The sequence below is a fragment of the Thioclava sp. FR2 genome (assembly GCF_051200875.1).
Lineage (GTDB): Bacteria > Pseudomonadota > Alphaproteobacteria > Rhodobacterales > Rhodobacteraceae > Pseudotabrizicola.
The window spans coordinates 758,839-776,563 of the sequence record NZ_CP195191.1 but is presented as its reverse complement, the minus strand read 5'-3'; the positions used below and the strand labels follow the sequence as shown (position 1 = coordinate 776,563).

The 17,725-nt window shown below is 56.5% G+C and carries 15 protein-coding genes and 1 tRNA gene; 9 read left to right on the top strand and 7 right to left on the bottom strand.

Going from position 1 to position 17,725, the window contains the following annotated elements:
* Positions 1-19 precede the first annotated feature (19 nt).
* Positions 20-1,417, bottom strand: a complete 1,398-nt coding sequence (cysS, locus tag ACSBLW_RS03730; protein ID WP_435258892.1) for a cysteine--tRNA ligase — start codon at positions 1,415-1,417, stop codon at positions 20-22.
* Positions 1,418-1,685: 268 nt separating this feature from the next.
* Here cysS and ACSBLW_RS03725 point away from each other — a divergent pair, with 268 nt between their 5' ends.
* Positions 1,686-3,065, top strand: a complete 1,380-nt coding sequence (locus ACSBLW_RS03725; protein WP_435258891.1) for a pyridoxal phosphate-dependent decarboxylase family protein — start codon at positions 1,686-1,688, stop codon at positions 3,063-3,065.
* A gap of 2 nt (positions 3,066-3,067) precedes the next feature.
* On the top strand, positions 3,068-3,913 hold the full coding sequence (locus ACSBLW_RS03720; RefSeq protein ID WP_435258890.1) for a TPM domain-containing protein: 846 nt from the start codon (positions 3,068-3,070) through the stop codon (positions 3,911-3,913).
* Between the two features lie 15 nt (positions 3,914-3,928).
* On the opposite strand, the gene ACSBLW_RS03715 is transcribed toward ACSBLW_RS03720, so the two are convergent.
* The 3 genes from ACSBLW_RS03715 to ACSBLW_RS03705 form a co-directional block, all read right to left on the bottom strand.
* Entirely contained in the window at positions 3,929-5,758 is a 1,830-nt protein-coding gene (locus ACSBLW_RS03715) for an ABC-F family ATP-binding cassette domain-containing protein (RefSeq protein WP_435258889.1), read from the bottom strand.
* A gap of 92 nt (positions 5,759-5,850) precedes the next feature.
* Positions 5,851-6,651, bottom strand: a complete 801-nt coding sequence (locus tag ACSBLW_RS03710) for an SseB family protein (protein WP_435258888.1) — start codon at positions 6,649-6,651, stop codon at positions 5,851-5,853.
* A complete protein-coding gene (locus ACSBLW_RS03705; protein WP_435258887.1) occupies positions 6,644-7,246 on the bottom strand; it encodes a uracil-DNA glycosylase family protein in 603 nt (200 codons plus the stop codon). Before ACSBLW_RS03705 ends, ACSBLW_RS03710 begins: the two co-directional genes overlap by 8 nt.
* 175 nt (positions 7,247-7,421) lie before the next feature.
* Between ACSBLW_RS03705 and ACSBLW_RS03700 the strand changes: the two genes are divergently transcribed.
* From ACSBLW_RS03700 to ACSBLW_RS03690, 3 genes are all read left to right on the top strand, one after another.
* Entirely contained in the window at positions 7,422-8,633 is a 1,212-nt protein-coding gene (locus ACSBLW_RS03700; protein WP_435258886.1) for a Na+/H+ antiporter NhaA, read from the top strand.
* Between the two features lie 198 nt (positions 8,634-8,831).
* Positions 8,832-9,485: an ABC transporter ATP-binding protein gene (locus ACSBLW_RS03695; protein WP_435258885.1), complete on the top strand. Its 654-nt coding sequence runs from the start codon at positions 8,832-8,834 to the stop codon at positions 9,483-9,485.
* On the top strand, positions 9,475-11,184 hold the full coding sequence (locus tag ACSBLW_RS03690) for a capsule biosynthesis protein (RefSeq protein WP_435258884.1): 1,710 nt from the start codon (positions 9,475-9,477) through the stop codon (positions 11,182-11,184). Before ACSBLW_RS03695 ends, ACSBLW_RS03690 begins: the two co-directional genes overlap by 11 nt.
* 21 nt (positions 11,185-11,205) lie before the next feature.
* Here ACSBLW_RS03690 and ACSBLW_RS03685 read toward each other — a convergent pair whose 3' ends face one another.
* A complete protein-coding gene (locus ACSBLW_RS03685; protein ID WP_435258883.1) occupies positions 11,206-12,384 on the bottom strand; it encodes an NAD(P)/FAD-dependent oxidoreductase in 1,179 nt (392 codons plus the stop codon).
* Positions 12,385-12,487: 103 nt separating this feature from the next.
* Here ACSBLW_RS03685 and ACSBLW_RS03680 point away from each other — a divergent pair.
* Positions 12,488-12,562: transfer RNA gene (locus tag ACSBLW_RS03680), tRNA-Gln, on the top strand.
* Between the two features lie 222 nt (positions 12,563-12,784).
* The gene (locus ACSBLW_RS03675) at positions 12,785-13,165 is read left to right on the top strand and encodes a hypothetical protein (protein WP_435258882.1); all 381 of its coding nucleotides are present in this window, start codon (positions 12,785-12,787) and stop codon (positions 13,163-13,165) included.
* 14 nt (positions 13,166-13,179) lie between these two features.
* On the opposite strand, the gene aroB is transcribed toward ACSBLW_RS03675, so the two are convergent.
* Complete coding sequence (gene aroB, locus ACSBLW_RS03670; RefSeq protein WP_435258881.1) at positions 13,180-14,295, bottom strand: 3-dehydroquinate synthase; 1,116 nt, start codon at positions 14,293-14,295, stop codon at positions 13,180-13,182.
* 1 nt (position 14,296) lies between these two features.
* Entirely contained in the window at positions 14,297-14,839 is a 543-nt protein-coding gene (locus tag ACSBLW_RS03665) for a shikimate kinase (protein ID WP_435260036.1), read from the bottom strand.
* A 512-nt stretch (positions 14,840-15,351) separates the two neighbouring features.
* On the opposite strand from ACSBLW_RS03665, the gene ACSBLW_RS03660 reads away from it, so the two are divergent.
* Positions 15,352-16,740 carry a hypothetical protein gene (locus tag ACSBLW_RS03660; RefSeq protein ID WP_435258880.1) on the top strand — a complete coding sequence of 463 codons (1,389 nt, stop codon included), beginning with the start codon at positions 15,352-15,354 and terminating at the stop codon, positions 16,738-16,740.
* Positions 16,737-17,687 (top strand): site-specific tyrosine recombinase XerD, encoded by a 951-nt coding sequence (locus ACSBLW_RS03655; RefSeq protein WP_435258879.1) that lies wholly within the window; start codon positions 16,737-16,739, stop codon positions 17,685-17,687. Before ACSBLW_RS03660 ends, ACSBLW_RS03655 begins: the two co-directional genes overlap by 4 nt.
* Positions 17,688-17,725 lie beyond the last annotated feature (38 nt).

The window sequence follows — 17,725 nt, the reverse complement described above, 5'->3', positions numbered from 1 at the left end:
GCGGGTGTGGGACGGGTCATCAAATCAGCCCTTCCAGTTTTGCCGCGTCAAAACCCGGACCGGGAACGAGTTCGACACCTTCCTTCGACATCCGAACTTCAACCCCGGCCGCAAGAAGCGCAGACTTCATGGCATCTACGGCTGCAAAATTCTTTGTGGCCATTGCGGCGACGCGAAGATCTGCAAGATGAGCAGCCTGTGCCGAGAGATCGTGTTCTGGTGCCTTTGCCCAGTCTCCCATCTCGTTTTGGAGTAGACCCAGAAGTTGCGCGCAGGCAAGCAGGTTCGGAGTGTCATCCGCGTGAGAAAGCTGGTGCAATTCTGCGATTGCCCCGGCTGTGTTTAGATCGTCGGCCAGAATTGCCGTGAACTGGTCAATCGCCATCGCGGCGGGCAGAACACCTTCAGTTTGCCTGCGCCATTTCCGTAATGTCGCCTCTGCCTGCCGTGCCTTTTCCGCCGTCCAGTCCATCGGGCTGCGGTAATGTGTGGACAGTATGACAAAGCGGATCACCTCACCCGGATATCCCTGGTCAAGCAAATCGCGGACGGTAAAGAAATTGCCCAAGGATTTGGACATCTTCTTTCCTTCGACCTGCAACATCTCATTATGAAGCCAATAGCGGGCGAAGCTGCCATGTTCGTGCGCGCAGGCGCTTTGGGCGATTTCGTTTTCATGGTGGGGGAATTGCAGATCAAGTCCGCCACCATGAATATCAAAGCTTTCGCCCAGCAACTCATAGCTCATGGCCGAGCATTCGATATGCCAGCCTGGACGACCACGGCCCCAAGGGCTTTCCCAGCCCGGCAAATCATCATCCGACGGCTTCCAAAGAACGAAGTCCATCGGGTCTTCCTTGAAGGGCGCAACTTCGACCCTTGCGCCGGCGATCATGTCATCGACGGACCGACCCGACAATGCGCCATAGTCTTTGTATGACCGCACGCGGAACAGCACATGACCGTTTGCCGCATAAGCATGGCCCTTCGCGATCAGCTCTTCAATCATGGTGATCATGGCGCCAATAAATTCTGTCGCCCGGGGCTCATGGTCGGGCCGCATCGCTCCAAGCGCGTCCATATCGGCGTGGTACCAGGCGATCGTTTCTTCAGTCCGTTCGCGGATCAACTCTTCAAGGCTTTCAGGACGGCCAAGTGATTTGCGGCGCTGTGCCTCGGCGTTGATCTTGTCGTCCACGTCGGTGAAGTTGCGAACATAGGTGACATGGTCCGGTCCATAGACGTGGCGCAGCAACCGATAAAGCGTGTCGAACACCACTACGGGCCGCGCATTGCCCAGATGGGCGCGATCATAAACCGTGGGTCCGCAGACATACATCCGCACCTGTGACGGGTCGATCGGCAGGAAGTCTTCTTTCCTGCGGGTCTTCGAATTGGTCAGGCGGATCGTTGTCATTTTTCCATTCCCTTGCAGCCTGCGCCCCCTGCGCGGGTCTTGGCCAACTTCCTGTAAGCTGTGGAATGTTGACAACCGCCCGCGCGACCAATGGTCAGCGGGTAATGCAGCAGATGCGAATGATCATTTGCGGTGTCATGCCGTTGGCATAGCGCAAGGTCCCTGCGCTGCCAAGCGAAATGACGTGTGCCTTGGCGCAATGGCATGGTGAACTTGCAGACCCGATGACAGCATGCAACCTTTGGGCCGAATTCTGCCGGAGGGACCAATGGACCACGATGATCTGCGCGAATGGTCGAAACGCGCGGCCGACTGGGCCCATGACTATCACGCGCATCTGCGTGAACGTCCCGTGCGCGCGCCTCTGGAGCCCGGAAAGATTGCCAGACAGCTTCCGCCAGTCCCTCCAGAAGCGCCTGAGGCCATGGACCAGATTTTTGCAGATTTCGAGGAAATATTGCCGGGCATCACGCATTGGCAGCACCCGCGGTTCTTTGCCTATTTTCCTGCCAATGCCTCTCCTGCCAGTATGTTGGCAGAACAACTAGCCAATGCCATCGCCGCACAGGGCATGATCTGGCAGACCTCGCCCGCCGCGACGGAAGTCGAGCAGGTCATGGTCGATTGGCTTCGCCAGGCACTTGGTTTGACCGAAGGGTTCACGGGCACGATCCATGACAGCGCGACCACGGCCACGCTTTCGGCGGTTCTGACCATGCGCGAAGCCGCGTTGAACTGGCATGGGCTGACCAACGGCCTCTCGGGCGCCCCGCGTTTGCGTCTTTATGCAAGCGCACAAACGCATTCGAGTGTGGACAAGGCCGCCCGCATCGCCGGTATCGGGCAGGAAAATCTGGTCAAGATACCGACAGATTCCAGTCTTTCGATGAAACCGGGGGCCTTGGCTGGGGCCATCGCTGCTGATCGGGCGGCGGGTTTTCTGCCAATTGGGGTTATTCTTTGTGCCGGGGGCACCAGCGTTGGGGCCTTTGATAAGATCAAAGATTGCGTCGCCGTGGCCAAAACTGCCGACCTGACCACGCATGTCGACGCGGCTTGGGCCGGTAGTGCGATGATATGCCCGGAATTCAGAGGGTTATGGGACGGTGTTGAGGCAGCGGACAGCATTGTTTTCAACCCTCATAAATGGTTGGGTGCACAATTCGATTGCGCCGTCCAATTCCTGCGTGATCCAACTCCGCAGGTCAAAACGCTGGGTCTGCGTCCCAGTTACCTGGAAACCGCAGGAAAAGAAGAGATCGTCAATTTCAACGAATGGACCGTGCCGTTGGGTCGGCGCTTTCGGGCGTTGAAATTGTGGTTCACACTTCGGGCCTATGGGCTGGACGGATTGAGAAACAGGATAAGAAATCACGTTAACTGGGCCAATGAGGCCTGCGAAGCCATTTCCAAGATTCCGGGAATCTCAATCATAACAAAACCCTCGCTTTCGCTCTTCACCTTTGCATGCGACACCAACGCCCGGACAGAGGCATTGCTGGCACGGATCAATGATGACGGGCGGATTTATTTGACGCAAACAATGCATGGCGGCCGTTATGTGATCCGGATGCAAGTTGGTCAGTTTGATTGCACGCAAGAAGATGTCATGCTGGCACCAAAGGTCATTGCGGAACTGATGGGGTGATTATGCTTCGCGTCTTTCTTTTTGCGGTTTTCCTCCCGTTTGCAGCATGGGCTCAGGGTTTGCCTGATCCGATCTCGGACCGGGTCAACGACTTTGCAGACCTTCTGCCGCCGGAGGTTGAGCAGCGCATCTCTCAGGCGATTCAGGCACAGCGCGACGAGACGGGGGTTCATGTCGTCGTCGTCACGATGGAACGGACTGCGGATTATGGCGGGGTCGGAGAGCCGATCGCAGATTATGCGAAACGACTTTTTAATCAATGGGGTGTCGGTGACAGTTCGCGCAATGATGGAATACTAGTTCTTGTTGCGCGGACAGATCGGGAAATGAGAATTGCCTTGGGTTCGGCCTACCCGGTCATTTGGGACAATGCGGCACAGCGGGTGATTGACCGCTATATGCTGCCCGAATTTCGGGAAGATCGCTATGCAGAGGGCATAGAGGCTGGCGTTTCGGCAGTATATGAACTGATCGCGCACCCGTTTGTGGCAGGTCAACCGGTTCCAGAGGAAACGCTCGAGACCGAGGATTGGGGGCTGATCGGGATGATTCTCCTGTTCTTCGGGGCGGTTTCCGGCTTGGCCATGAAAGAACGGTTGGGGGATCTTCTTGCCGGGCTGAAGTCCTGCCCAAACTGTGGTCGGCGGGGAATGGTGCGGTCAAGGGAAGTGCTTGAAGCGCCGGGAATGGACTCGGCAGGTCGTGGCATGTTACGAACGCACTGCCCCTCTTGTGGCCTTGACAAGACGGAGACCTATCGAATTTCGCCGACACGGGATCGCGACAGGTCATCCTCTGGCTTCGGGGGCGGGTCGTCGTCGGGCGGGGGCGCCAGCGGCAAGTGGTAGACCTAAACGTCGAAATCAGGCTCGGTCGGCGAGGTCCAGCCAGTCTTCTTCGGCCTTGGCCAATGCCTCTTGGCGTTCGGTCAGTGCTTCGGTCGCTTTACGGAACTTGATCGGTTCTTTGGAGAACAGATCAGGGTCCGAGAGAAATTCGGTCAACTTGGCAATCTCTGCCTCAAGGCGTTCCATGATTGCCGGCAGATTATCCAGTCGTTTCTTTTCGGTAAAGCTCAGCCCTTTACGTTCCGAAGGCTTCGAAACAATGGACGGCTCATCGGGCTTTCCCCTAGTTTTCTCAGGCTCGGAACGGCCTTGCGGCTTTGCTGCCACAACTGCAGGTTCGGGGCGTTGGCTGGCATAGTCCGACCAGCCTCCGGGATAGACGGTTGCCTTACCGTCCCCTTCCATTGCTACAGTGGCCGTGGCCAACCGATCGATGAAATCGCGATCGTGGCTGACCAATAGAACCGTGCCATCGAATTCGCCCAAGATATCCTGCAAAAGATCGAGCGTTTCGACATCCAGATCGTTGGTCGGTTCGTCCAGAACCAACAGGTTCGATGGCTTTGCCATCAGCTTGGCGAGAAGCAGGCGTGCCTTTTCGCCGCCCGACAGCGATTTCACAGGCGCGCGGGCCTGCCGCTCATCGAACAGAAAGTCTTTCAGATAGGCAACCACATGTTTTGGCGTTCCGCGCACCATGACCTGATCCGACGCGCCAGACACCCGCATCAGCGGATCGCCTGTCAGATTTTCCCAAAGGCTAGCCTCAGGGTCGAGTTGTGCCCGGGTCTGATCGAAAACAGCAATTTCCAGATTGGTTCCGGTAACTACGCTGCCTTCATCCGGTTGCACATCGCCCAAAAGCATTTTCAGCAGGGTCGTTTTGCCAACGCCATTGGGGCCAACGAAAGCAATGCGGTCACCACGAAGGACGCGAAGGGAAAAGTTCTTGAGAATAGATTTTTCACCAAAACTTTTCGAAATTGCTGTCGCCTCGATCACCTTTTTACCGCTGACCGTGTTGCTTTCCAATTCCAGCGCAGCAGTGCCTTGGCGGCGAATTTGTGACGCCCGTTCAGCGCGAAGGGCATGAAGCGCCCGCACCCTGCCCATGTTCCGCTTACGTCGCGCTGAAATCCCTTCGACGGCCCATTTCGCCTCGGCCTTTATCTTGCGATCAAGCTTGTGGCGGGCCTCATCTTCTTCGGCCCAAACCTGTTCGCGCCACTCTTCAAAGCCTTCGAAACCAGCTTCTCGACGGCGGACCTCTCCACGGTCGATCCACAACGTCGCTTTGGTCAAGGCGCGCAGGAAAGCGCGGTCGTGGCTGATCAGCACGAAGGCGGCGCGTGTTTCGCTCAGCTCGCGTTCAAGCCATTCGATGGCCTGAATGTCCAAATGGTTCGTCGGTTCGTCCAGAAGCATCAGATCCGGCGCTTCGGCCAAGAGCTTTGCCAAGGCAGCGCGTCGCCGCTCGCCGCCCGAAGCTGTGGAGACAGGTGTGGACGGGTCGAATTTCAAACCTTCGGCGACAACCGCGACGCGGTATGCCTCGCCTTCCGGCAGACCGCTGGCAGCGAAATCGCCCAGTGTCGCAAAGCCCGACAAGTCAGGGTCTTGTTCCATATAGCCGACTGACGTGCCCGGAGGAACGACACGGGCTCCATGATCGGCCTCAACCAGCCCCGCCATCACCTTCATCAGCGTTGATTTGCCTGACCCGTTGCGCCCGACAAGGGCGACACGGTCGCCCTGTTGGACAACCATTGAAAGCCCGTCAAAAACCGGATTGCCGCCGAAGGTCAGCGATATGTTCGAAAGCTGGAGAAGAGGAGCGCGTGCCATGGCAGTGAGCTATTCGGGCCGATGAGGAAGGTCAAGCATCCTAGCCGCGGTGGCCTATCGAAATGGTGGGGCTGAGGTGCAAGGAGAATGGATCAGACCAGTTTTGGCGGACGGGAAGGATCCATCCCCGGGGCACTGGGCTTGACGGTCTCATCCGGCTGGATCGGGCTTGGGAGATCAAACCTGAGCGCCACGCGGGCCATCGAAACCGCTGCCGGATCGACGCTTTTCAAGAAGGTGACGTCAATTTCACCGGCCTCGATTCCAGAAAACACCAAGGCCTCGCTTGCGGCACGGGCCAAGGCGGATTCGGCCCCTTCGGCAGCATCAAGGAAAGCCAGTAGATGCCCGCGGCGGCCGTCGTCGTAGGTTACGGCTGAGAGCAGGGCTGCGCTCGCCAAGCCCATCGCGCGCGCAAGTTTAGCGTCCAAACCAGAGATAAGTGCCTCTGGGAGGCCGGCTGGCGCGTGAAACCGCTTCGGCATGCCTTTCGCGTCTTGAGGTCCAGCTTCAAGTGTCTGTGCCAGCCAATCCATCGCTTCTGCTGGCAGTAGCATTTCGGAAGGAGCGACACCAAGGTTGACGCCCAAACCAATGTCCTGTCCCTTCAAAAGACCGGCAATCACACGACCCTGCAGAGCAGCATAGGGGGCAATCCCACCTGCAAACTCGGCCAATCGCTCCTCTCTGTCGAAGACGAGTACAAAAGTCCCTTCGTCCAGATCAAAGAGGCGGGGTTCCAGCGTTTCTCCTTCGGCATCTTTTTCCAAAAGCAGGAACAGTTCGCCATCGGCAAGCCGTTCATAGAACCTAAGACGCGCGGCTTCGTTTTCAGGATCCGCCGAAACCGCAGCATGGGCAGCATCAAGCAAAGTGACAACATCATCAGACATCGGGCATCTCCAGAACCGAAGCGACTGCGCGACGGAGATCGGGCAAAAGCTCTTCGGCAAACCAAGGGTTCCGTTTGAGCCATGCCGTATTTCGCCATGACGGATGAGGCAAGGGAAAGACACCAGTTTTTTCGTACCAATCACGCCATCCGCGCACTGTGACGGTCACATTGCTCTGCCCCAAATGCCAGCGAATAGCCGCGCTGCCGACGGCTAAGACCAAAGCGATGTTGGAAAGTTCACCCATGACCTCGGCGCGCCATGTTTGGGCGCAGATGCGCGGGGGCGGCAGGTCTGCGCCTTTTGCATCATAGCCCGGAAAGCAGAATGCCATCGGCACGATTGCTATTTTGCATTTTTCGTAAAATGCGTTCTCATCCAATCCCAGCCAATCCCTTAACCTGTCCCCTGAAGGATCGGTGAATGGCTTTCCAGAGGCATGAACGCGCGCGCCGGGCGCTTGTCCTGCAATCAACAGCCGAGCGTCCCGGTGAAACCAAGCCACAGGTCTGGGCGTGTGACCGGAACGGGTTGCATGGAATGAATTTTCGCACAGACGACACGCTAGGATTCTCTGCGTTAGTGTATGGGACATGTGGTTCTGGAACTTGCAAAGCGTTGCTGACCGAGTCTTGCCACAACGCAACAGGGCCAAGCAATCCTTGTGGGTCAATTGCGGCGCATCATCCGAAGCGATAGATCAGCGATGAGATGGCCCAGCTCTTTGGTCCGTCGCGTCACCATAAACCGATAAGCCGTTGGGAAACTGAATGTATCGTGTTTCGCCTTTCGTCAGACATTTCGCCTTTGCCCTGATTTCGGGTGTGGCATTGGCGACGGTTTGGCTGAATCTGTCACCCGAAAGCTATTACGACGCCATTGAATGGCGGCTTTTCGAAGTGAGCCTTCCTGATTGGCTGGTGAACGCGCCGTTTGTTCCCACACCATTATCGGTGGTGTCTGAAGGGCTGATGGCGTTCTTTTTGTTTTTCGTTGGCAAGGAGCTTTGGGAGGCCTTGATCCTCGAGCGCGGCGCCCTGTCCGGTCGGCGGGCGATCTTGCCATTGACTGGCATGGTTGGCGGATGGATTGGGGCTGTCAGTCTGTGGCTTATCACCGGAGCGATTGTCGAAACAGCTTTGGAAGCGACGCCGGGTGTGGGATGGATGGTGCCCATCGGGTCGGATGTCGTGTTGTGCTATCTCGTTGGCCGCTTCATCTTTGGCACTGGGCATCCGGCACTGCATCTGCTTTTGTTGCTGACCATCGGCAGTGACATCACCGGTCTGATTATTGTGGGCCTTACCAGCCCATCGGCGGATCTCCGTTTGCTTTGGCTTTTGCTGACCGCTGTTTCTGCCTTTGGCGTTTGGTGGACGTTTGGGCGTCACGCGAAATCCAATTCAACAGAGCGCGATCAACGGCGTGCCTTCCAACTTTGGCCCTATGTGATTGCTGGACTATTTTCGTGGTTGGGGGTGGTTTTGGCCGGTCTTCCGGGCGCACTGGGCTTTCTTCCAATTATCCCGGCGATTCCCCATGCCGACCGCGCCTTCGGGCTTTTCGCGGAAGCCGAAGAATTTCTGCATGATCCCCTGAACCGTTTGGCGCACCTTTTTGTGCGGCCACTCGCTGTGATCTTGTTCCTGTTTGGTTTGACTCGTGGCGGTGTGGATGTCTTGGCGATTGCACCGACGACGACAACCGTGCTGTCGGCCATGTGGATCGGAAAGCCAATTGGCATTCTGATCGGTGCAGCTTGTGCTGGTCTAAGTGGGTTTCCTATGCCAGCAGGCGCCCGTTTGCGCGACTTCGTCTTGGTTGCGCTGATTTCAGGTATAGGCTTTACGGTTCCGGTCTTGGCCTTGGATGCAGCACTTCCCGGTGGCGGGATGGCCGAGGCAGCCCGTGCCGGTTTCGTTGTTACTTTCCTGATGGCGCCGGTTGCAATTCTGATCGGGAAGTTGCTGGTAAGGCGGTGACGCGCCGATGGCTCTTCAATCCGTCTGGGATTGCCAATTTGTCTCTCATTCGGACATAATCCTGCCCGAATGACGGTCTAATTCGTGCAGCGAAGCCGTGTTTTGCATCTAAATTGGTCAAAACGTTTCTTAGGCAAACACCAGTACTTACCCTCAGCCAATGCGGTGAACGAGGGCTAGACCGAGAAGGACGCACAGGTGATCGAGTTCGACAACGTCTCGAAATCCTTTTGGACCGGGAAACAACGCAAGGTCATTCTTGACCGTGCCTCTTTCCGTGTCGAGGAGGGGCGCTCGCTCGGCATTCTGGCTTCCAATGGCACCGGAAAAACGACGATCATCAACATGATGGCCGGATTGGAAAAGCCCGACGAAGGCTCGATTCTGCGCACATCGCGCATTTCTTTTCCCTTGGGCTTTATGGGGGGCGTGGTCAGCAAACACACCGCAACCGAGAACGCCCGTTACATCGCACGTCTTTACGGGCTTGATCCGGATTATGTGGAAGGATTTTGCCGTTGGCTTTGCGGTATCGACGAATATTTCGACATGCCGATTGGTACATATAGCCAAGGCATGCGCGCGCGATTTTCATTGTCGCTGATGCTGGCGATTGAGTTTGACATCTATCTTGTCGATGAAGGAATGCCGTCGACGACTGATGTCGAATTCAACAGGAAGGCCGGAGCAATCCTGCGAGATCGCTTGAAAAATGCAACACTCGTGATTGTCAGTCACCAAGCACAGATACTAGAAAAGTTCTGTCGTCAGGCTGCTGTGCTGCGCAATGGCCAGTTGCATATGTTCGAGACCCTTCAAGAGGCTAAGCGCCTGTATGACTATGAAGCTTAAAATCAAACGCTATAACCTGCGCCGCGACGAAAGTCCGGCTGCAGCGCCACTCGGTGCCGTGCCGCCTCGGCTGCGCGCAGTCACGGCCACGCAGCGTGTGACCCCTGCCCCGTCTTCGGCACCGTCGAATACGGTGCCTGCCTCACCCTCGTTGAGTTCGGCCGTGACACCTGTGTCCGCAATTCCATTGCCACCGGCCGTCGAAAAGTCTGCGGACCCGGCGGCATCGGAACTTGAGCAAATCCGGCGTGAAGGATTAACAGGTCGCCAACTTCGCATGGCTCGCCGTCTTGCCCAGAAGCATGGATTGCCGGCGACATCCGATTTCGACGCTGTCCGCTTGCTGCGGGCCAAGGGGCTGGATCCCTTTGGCAAAAATTCACTTATGGAAATGCTCTCGGCTGATGGCGATATCTTGGCCGAGGATGGAGATGAAGACACGGCCCTGAGTACCGAAGTTACCGTTACGTCGGTAGGAGCCACGAACTTGCCGCAGACCGTGAAAGCCACGAAGCTGCCTTCCACCGAGGTACGGACCGACAAAGGCCAGTTTACCGAACTGATGCAGATTCAGAGGGATATAGCCCGTCGGAGGCGCAGACGCTCTGCCCTGCTGGCTGCACGGCTGTTCTTCTTCGTTTTCCTGCCGACATTACTGGCAGGGTGGTACTACTATGTCGTTGCGACCCCGCTTTACGCAACAAAGACCGAGTTCGTCATTCAACAAGCGGCCCCGTCCGGCGCTGGAGCGGGCGGTTTGGGCGGACTTTTGTCTGGAACGCAATTTGCGACATCTCAGGATTCGATCGCGGTGCAAGGCTATCTGCAAAGCCGCGATGCCATGTTGCGGCTGGACAAGGATAAAGGGTTTAGGTCGCATTTCTCGGATCAGACGATTGACCCGATCCAACGGCTGGCACCGAATGCAACCGTCGAGTCGAGCTATAAGCTCTACAGTCGTAACGTAAAAATCGCTTATGACCCGACCGAGGGCATCATCAAGATGGAGGTGATCGCGGCTGATCCCAATATCTCTGCCCAGTTCTCGGAAGCCTTGATTGGCTATGCCGAAGAGCAAGTTGACCATCTGACCCAACGTTTGCGCGAAGACCAGATGCGTGGTGCCCGCGAGTCCTACCAAGAGGCGGAAGCCGCGATGCTGGCCGCCCAAAGGCGAGTGGTTGAGTTGCAAGAGCAGTTCAAGGTCTTGTCTTCCGAAGTCGAAGTGACCCTGATCACCTCGCAAATCGGCCAGTTGGAAACCCAGTTGAGTCAGGATCGACTGAGCCTTGCCCAAATGGAAGCAAATGCCCAACCAAACGCTGCGCGCATGGAGCCCCTGAAGCGGCGGATTGCCACTTTGGAGTCGGAAATTGCCATTCTTCGCGCCAAGCTGACCGAAGGAGAAAACGGCGGTCAGTCGTTGGCACAGGTTCAGTCCGAACTGCTGGTTGCGCAAAGTGATGTGCAGACTCGCCAACTCCTTTTGGCGCAATCGCTTCAGGCGATGGAAACGGCAAGGAATGAAGCCAATCGCCAAGTTCGCTATCTTTCAATTTCTGTGGCGCCGATTCCCCCCGATGAAGCAAGCTATCCGCGAGCCTTCGAAAATACGATGGTCGCGCTTTTGATCTTTGCCGGGATCTATCTGATGATCTCGATGACCGCAGCCATCCTGCGAGAACAGGTGAGCGCATAAGTGGTAAGTTTTCGGGGTGGGTCAGGCGACCTGCCCTGCAGCCCACCCCGATGACCAAGCCCATTGAAAATTATAGCCGCCAAGCCAACCGGTGACGTCGACAACTTCGCCGATGAAGTACAGGCCCGGTACCGACTTTGCCTGCATGCTGCGTGCGTCAAGCGCGTCGGTCGAAACGCCCCCCAAGGTAACCTCTGCCGTTCGGTACCCCTCTGACCCAACCGGGGTCAGACGCCACTCCGCAAGATCCATAGCGATTGCGTCAAGCGTCGCATTGGAAAGTGCCCCGATGGGTTGGGTAATCCCATGCATATCTTCAAAGTGTCGGGCCAAACGATCCGGGATCAGCCCGGAAAGCACAGTTCGAAGGGCGGCCTTGGGGTGATTTTGTCGGCCTGAGCGCAGGGCTTTTGAAAGATCCCGCCCCTCTGAAAGGTCAAGATGAATGCTGTCACCCTCGCGCCAATAGCTGGAGATCTGCAATATTGCAGGCCCAGACAGGCCGCGGTGCGTGAAAAGAAGAGATTCTTCGAAGGTTGTCCGCCCATGCTTGACCTTGCCAGAAACGGACACACCGGCCAGAGGTGTCATCCATTCCAGTTCCTGCTGGGCAAAAGTCAGGGGAACCAGCGCTGGACGTGTATCAACCAAGGGGAGGCCGAACGCCTCGGCCACTTTATAGCCATGCCCAGTGGCGCCCATTTTCGGGATCGACTTTCCGCCGGTCGCTACAACAACCGATTGCGCCCTGACCGGGCCGCGGCTGGTATCTTGAATGAAATCTGTGCCTTCAAGTCGCAAGTCGCCCAAGCTTGTCTCTAGCCAAAGCTGTCCGCCAGCCTTCGCAAGGTCGCGCAACAAGGCATCAACCACCTGGCGTGCAGAGACATCGCAAAACAACTGCCCAAGCGTCTTTTCGTGCCACGCAATACCCCACTCCTTCATCCGGTCGATGAAGTCCCACTGCGTGTAGCGTTTCAGCGCCGACAGCGCAAAGCGAGGATTTTGCGAAAGGAATCGGTCGAAGGAGACTTCCAGATTGGTAAAATTGCAGCGCCCTCCCCCAGAGATTCTGATTTTCTCTCCGGCGGCCTTTGCATGGTCAACAACGAGGACTTTTCGACCTCGTCTTGCGGCTTCGATGCCGCAGAACAAGCCAGCAGCGCCTGCGCCCAATATGATGACATCAACCTTTTCCATGCTGTCCCATACCCCGGCGAGGAAGTTTCGCCAAGAGATGCATTTTTTCAGCACTTCCCCCCTTGCACCCCCAAACGGGCTTCGCTAAACACCGCCGCACGGTTGGGGTGTCGCCAAGTGGTAAGGCAGCGGTTTTTGGTACCGCCATACCTAGGTTCGAATCCTAGCACCCCAGCCAACTTTCGTTCAGAGCATGATGTGACACCAAAACTGCCAAATCGTGGCGGTTCGGATGTGTCGAGCGCGGTGGCCCTTGCCATGCAAACTCTTCCGAAATATGCGCTTCGCAAAAGGTGGAAGCCACAGAAAGTGGCCAGCGAGCAGGATTGCGACGATGCGGCTTTGGATTGGTATGATCGGACTGTTCAGTGGGCTTGCGGCATGCGGGTCTGGGACAACCATGCAGCTTTATCCCACGGCAGGCCCACTCTCGTTACAATCGCCTCCGCCGGTCATTGTGGCCCGGGCATCAAACGAGACTGGGAATTCCGGTGAGCTGAATTTCCGTCTGCCGGACAGGGCAAAATGCGAAGGCACGTGGACGTCGGTCGCGCCGCGCGTCCAATCCAATGTAAGGGGCATCGATCTTTCGATTCGTGGTCTGGGCGGAAAGCTTAGCAAATCCAGCGAGAGCGTCGGCGGAATCAACCGCGGAGAAATCTACGCGGTCTGCCGAAATGGAACGATCGTGCAGGGGCAATTTGCCATGGGAAGCGGAACAACAAGTGGTTCTGGCACCGCCTCTGATACCCAAGGCAACGTCTATAAGCTGTTGTTTTAAGACGTTATAGGCGACTACCCTCGACGCCCCAAGGCTTCCGACAAAAGCGTCTTTACAGTTTCTGGCGGAACTTGGTCTGTAACGAAGGCCGCGCCAATTCCGCGGGCCAGAATGAAACGCAGTTTTCCGTCGACAACTTTTTTGTCTTGCCCCATCAGCGCGACTAGGGCTTCGGCGGAGGGCAGCTCACCCGGGATGTCAGCCAAGTCCACTTTCGTTCCCATTGCCCGCAAATGCGCTCTGACGCGGCTTGGAACTTCTTGAGAGCAAAGACCGAGACGTTGGCTAAGTTCAAAGGCAAGGGCGCAGCCAATCGCCACGCCTTCACCATGTAACAACCGATCTGAATAACCTGTCGCTTTTTCCAGAGCGTGGCAGAACGTATGGCCAAGGTTCAAAAGCGCGCGGTCGCCTTCTTCGGTCTCGTCGCGCTCAACGATTTCAGCCTTCATTTGAACCGATCTCAAGACAGCCTTCTGCCGCTTTTCGCGGTCAGCGTAGAGTTCTGTGCCGTTTTCTTCCAGCCACTCAAAGAATGTGGAATCTCCGAGCAAGCCGTATTTGACGACTTCTCCGTAACCAGCGAGAAAATCGCGTTGGGTCAGACTCTCAAGGACCGATGTATCGGCAAGAACCAAGCTTGGTTGATGAAAGCTGCCGACGAGGTTCTTCCCTTGAGCCGTATTGATCCCTGTTTTCCCACCGACAGAACTGTCGACCTGTGCCAATAGTGACGTGGGGATCTGCACAAAGCGAACACCCCGTCGCATGATTGCCGAAGCAAAACCGATCAGATCACCGATAACACCGCCACCGAAGGCCACGACAAGATCACGGCGTTCGATCTTCTGCTCCAAGAGCCATTCGGTCGCCTGGGCTAGATACTGCCAACTCTTTGTTCCTTCGCCGGCCGGAAGTGTCAGGGAGGTTGCGGCAATTCCCTGTTGGGCAAAGGAATCCAAAAGGCACTGCAAGTGCAAAGGGCCAACCGTGTCATCTGTGACAACGGCCACTTTCTTGCGATGCAGAAAAGGAGCGACTTCTTCCCCTGCCCTTTCGATCAGCCCGGCGCCAATGCGGACGTCATATGACCGCGCACCAAGGGCTACGGAAACCACGTCGATGGCCATCTTATTCTCCTTCAAGGACATCTGGACGCTGACGAAGTGCCTCGATGACGCGGCCAGCCATTTCTTCGACCGACAGGTCGGGGCAAGAATCGACCACTATGTCAGCCAAGCCGTAAAGCGGCACCCGCGCCTCGTATATCTTGCGAAGCGTTTCGCGAGGGTTGTCAGTTCGCAAAAGCGGCCGTGTCGTTTTGTGTCGAACACGCTGCCAAAGCAGATCGATATCGGCCCGAAGCCAAACCGCGACACCAGCCTCGGAGATCAGGCGGCGATTGGACTCGGCCAAATACGCCCCGCCACCCGTTGAAAGAACGCAGGGTGTCCCGCGCAGCAACCGCCCTAAGACCTCAGTTTCCCGCGCGCGAAAGAAGGGCTCGCCATCTCTCTCAAAGATCTCGGCGATGGTTGAATTCGCGGCTTTTACGATCTCCTCGTCCGAGTCGAGAAACGGAACGCGCAGAGCCCGCGCAACGGCGCTGCCCACAGCCGTCTTGCCAGCACCCATCATTCCAACCATTGCGACGGTCTTCTTCAGCCGCGCCATATTTCCCCCGTGCAGCTCTTCCTTGCGCGGGGACTTGCCCGCATCACGCGCTTTTTTCATCTCATGGCGTGAACTTGCCGCGATTGCCATATATAATCGTGCAAAATCTTGCCGAAGCTTTGCCATCTTGGCCCGGCTGTGGCGGAGAAGAAACCCGGGATTACACCGGGATGACGCGGAAAAACCGGACAGAAGGGCAGAATCGGTGCTGGGGCGACTTATAAAATTAATCTTTGCGCTAGGCATTCTTGGGGCACTCGCGCTTGTAGGCTATGCCTATTTGGCTGATCTTTCTCCTGCGCAAAGTCAGATAACCGTTCCGGTTACCTTGAATGCCGACTAAGGGCGCGTTCCCCTATTTGTGCGCAGGGTTAATCCTTCTGTCGCAGCCTGCTTCGGCGGAAGATCCGCTTTCAGCGATTGACTGGTTGTCACAGTCCGTTTCTACGCCGGGAGGAACGGTCGTTGGCAGCCCGAGCAATAGCGGTAAGTCTCGTCCAACTGAGGCACCGGTGGACTCGGATGGTGCTTTGCCGGAAAGTGTCAGCGTCTCTGCACTGGATGCACCCTCTCCGGATGCCGCTGGCCTGTTTGCCGCGACTGTTACCGGTTTGCCCGCCGACCTTTGGGGAATGGGCCTTGAATCCGAGATCATTGGCAAGATCGCTGAAGGTGGGAGCGAACCTCTGCCAGCACTGCAGGGTGTTCTGATGATGCTGTTGCTTGCTGAAGCATCGCCGCCATCGGACTCATCTCGGTCTGGCAAACTTCTGATGGCAAGAGCCGACAAGCTTTTAGACATTGGGGCGCTTGATCAGGCGGAAGCGCTTATCAATGCTTCTGGCATTATGAATGCAGAATTGTTTCGCCGCGCTTTCGATATTGCCCTCTTGACGGGCCACGAAGATCAGGGCTGTGAGAAAATGCAGGCGGTCCCAAATCTTGCACCGACGTTTCAGGCAAGAATTTTCTGTCTTGCCCGGTCGGGAGATTGGAACGCAGCCGCGCTTACACTGCGCACAGCTCAGGCTTTGGGTCAGATCACAGAGGAAGAAGACAGGCTCTTGTCTCGCTTCCTTGATCCAGATCTCTTTGAAGGCGAAGCAGATCTGCCCGTTCCCTCTCGGATAACCCCGTTGAATTGGCGGCTGTTCGAAGCCATTGGAGAGCCTTTCCCAACCCACAGCTTACCTGTGGCGTTCTCTCATGCAGAGCTGATGGAGACTGCCGGGTGGAAGTCGCAAATCGAAGCCGCCGAACGCTTGGCGCGTGTCGGTGCAATTCCGCCAAACAGATTGCTTGGCCTTTATTCTGAACGGTCACCTGCCGCTTCCGGCGGTGTCTGGGACCGTGTGGATGCAATCCAACAACTAGAGGCCGCTTTGGCATCTGGGAAATCCGAGGACATCTCAAGACATTTGAAGTCGGCTTGGGAAGCGATGTCAGATGCCGAACTGGAGGTGCCCTTTGCGCTGCTGTTCAGCGATAGTCTTGCAAAGGTGGTCTTGACCGGTGAGGCAGATCGGATCGCCTTTGAAATCGGCTTGCTGTCAGGCAAGTATGAAAGCGTCGCCAAAGGCCGTAATGCAGCTGAGCCGCAAGAGAAATTCCTGATCGCGATTGCAACGGGAAATCTGATCGACGCGGTTCCCCAGGATTCTCTCCAGCGTGCAATTGCTCCGGCATTCCTGTCTGAATCTCTGGGGCCGGAGTATCAAGAGCTGCTGGACCAACGGCGATTGGGTGAAGGGATACTTTTGGCGATTCAGCAGATCGCAAAGGGCCTGCAGGGACAGTTGGAACTGGTTACCTCTGGTCTAACCTTTCTGCGTCATGTTGGAATGGAAGATGCCGCGCGCCGTACTGCGCTGCAGTTGGTGTTGCTGGAGCGACGGGGATGACGGCCCCCGGAAATATGCTGCAATGGATTTCTACCTTTCTGGACGCACAGGCAGCAGAGTTGGATGCTTCGCGAAATACGCTGCTCGCCTATGGACGCGACCTCAAGGACTTCCTCTCTTGGCTTGAACATCGCAAGATCGATTTCGCTGGGGCAAGCAAGGCAGATATTGAAGATTATCTCGTTTCTTGTGACGCGAACGGTCTTTCCAAGGCCACGCGTGCGCGGCGCCTTTCTTCGATACGGCAGCTTTTTCGTTTTGCGCATGAAGAAAGTTGGCGAGCGGACGACCCTGCCGTCCGTATCAAGGGCCCCGGAGCTGTCCAGCGCTTGCCTAAAGCTTTGGGAAGGGACGAGGTTGACCGCCTATTGACTGTCGTTCGAACCTTCGGAAGATCTAAAGAAGAAAGGCTTCGCAACACAGCTATGCTAGAGTTGCTTTATGCGACTGGATTGCGTGTTACCGAGCTTGTCTCTTTGCCCGTTTCCAGCGTGCGGGGCGATCCAAAGATGGTACTGGTGCGCGGAAAAGGAGGCAAGGAACGTATGGTTCCAATGTCGACGCCTGCGCGCGTTGCCATAAACGACTGGCTGCAGATCCGCGACGAGGCTGAATCTCGGGCGAAGTCGCAAGGCATTCCTGTGTCACGGTTTCTTTTCCCTTCCTCAGGGATTGTGGGGCATTTGACCCGCCAGCAGTTCCATAACCTGCTAAAGTCATTGGCCATCGCAGCTGGCGTTTCACCAGCCTCGGTGACACCCCATGCTCTGCGCCATGCTTTTGCGACCCATTTGTTGGCCGGTGGTGCCGACCTGCGCGTGATCCAGACATTACTGGGCCACGCAGATGTAGCGACAACGGAAATCTACACACATGTGCTGGACGATCACCTGAAAGACCTTGTGCTGACGCATCATCCTTTGGCGAAGAAAAGCCGAAACTCTTGAACGCAGCCCAACCTGCCCCCATAACCCAAGAAATCGCG

Excerpts from the sequence above, each read along its gene's own strand:
- ACSBLW_RS03720 (WP_435258890.1), top strand. The coding sequence starts at position 3,068 with ATGCTTCGCGTCTTTCTTTTTGCGGTTTTCCTCCCGTTTGCAGCATGG.
- ACSBLW_RS03690 (WP_435258884.1), top strand. The coding sequence starts at position 9,475 with ATGAAGCTTAAAATCAAACGCTATAACCTGCGCCGCGACGAAAGTCCG.
- cysS (WP_435258892.1), bottom strand. The coding sequence starts at position 1,417 with ATGACAACGATCCGCCTGACCAATTCGAAGACCCGCAGGAAAGAAGAC.
- ACSBLW_RS03665 (WP_435260036.1), bottom strand. The coding sequence starts at position 14,839 with ATGGCGCGGCTGAAGAAGACCGTCGCAATGGTTGGAATGATGGGTGCT.
- aroB (WP_435258881.1), bottom strand. The coding sequence starts at position 14,295 with ATGGCCATCGACGTGGTTTCCGTAGCCCTTGGTGCGCGGTCATATGAC.
- ACSBLW_RS03685 (WP_435258883.1), bottom strand. The coding sequence starts at position 12,384 with ATGGAAAAGGTTGATGTCATCATATTGGGCGCAGGCGCTGCTGGCTTG.
- ACSBLW_RS03675 (WP_435258882.1), top strand. The coding sequence starts at position 12,785 with ATGCAGCTTTATCCCACGGCAGGCCCACTCTCGTTACAATCGCCTCCG.
- ACSBLW_RS03700 (WP_435258886.1), top strand. The coding sequence starts at position 7,422 with ATGTATCGTGTTTCGCCTTTCGTCAGACATTTCGCCTTTGCCCTGATT.
- ACSBLW_RS03705 (WP_435258887.1), bottom strand. The coding sequence starts at position 7,246 with ATGTCCCATACACTAACGCAGAGAATCCTAGCGTGTCGTCTGTGCGAA.
- ACSBLW_RS03710 (WP_435258888.1), bottom strand. The coding sequence starts at position 6,651 with ATGTCTGATGATGTTGTCACTTTGCTTGATGCTGCCCATGCTGCGGTT.
- ACSBLW_RS03715 (WP_435258889.1), bottom strand. The coding sequence starts at position 5,758 with ATGGCACGCGCTCCTCTTCTCCAGCTTTCGAACATATCGCTGACCTTC.
- ACSBLW_RS03725 (WP_435258891.1), top strand. The coding sequence starts at position 1,686 with ATGGACCACGATGATCTGCGCGAATGGTCGAAACGCGCGGCCGACTGG.
- ACSBLW_RS03655 (WP_435258879.1), top strand. The coding sequence starts at position 16,737 with ATGACGGCCCCCGGAAATATGCTGCAATGGATTTCTACCTTTCTGGAC.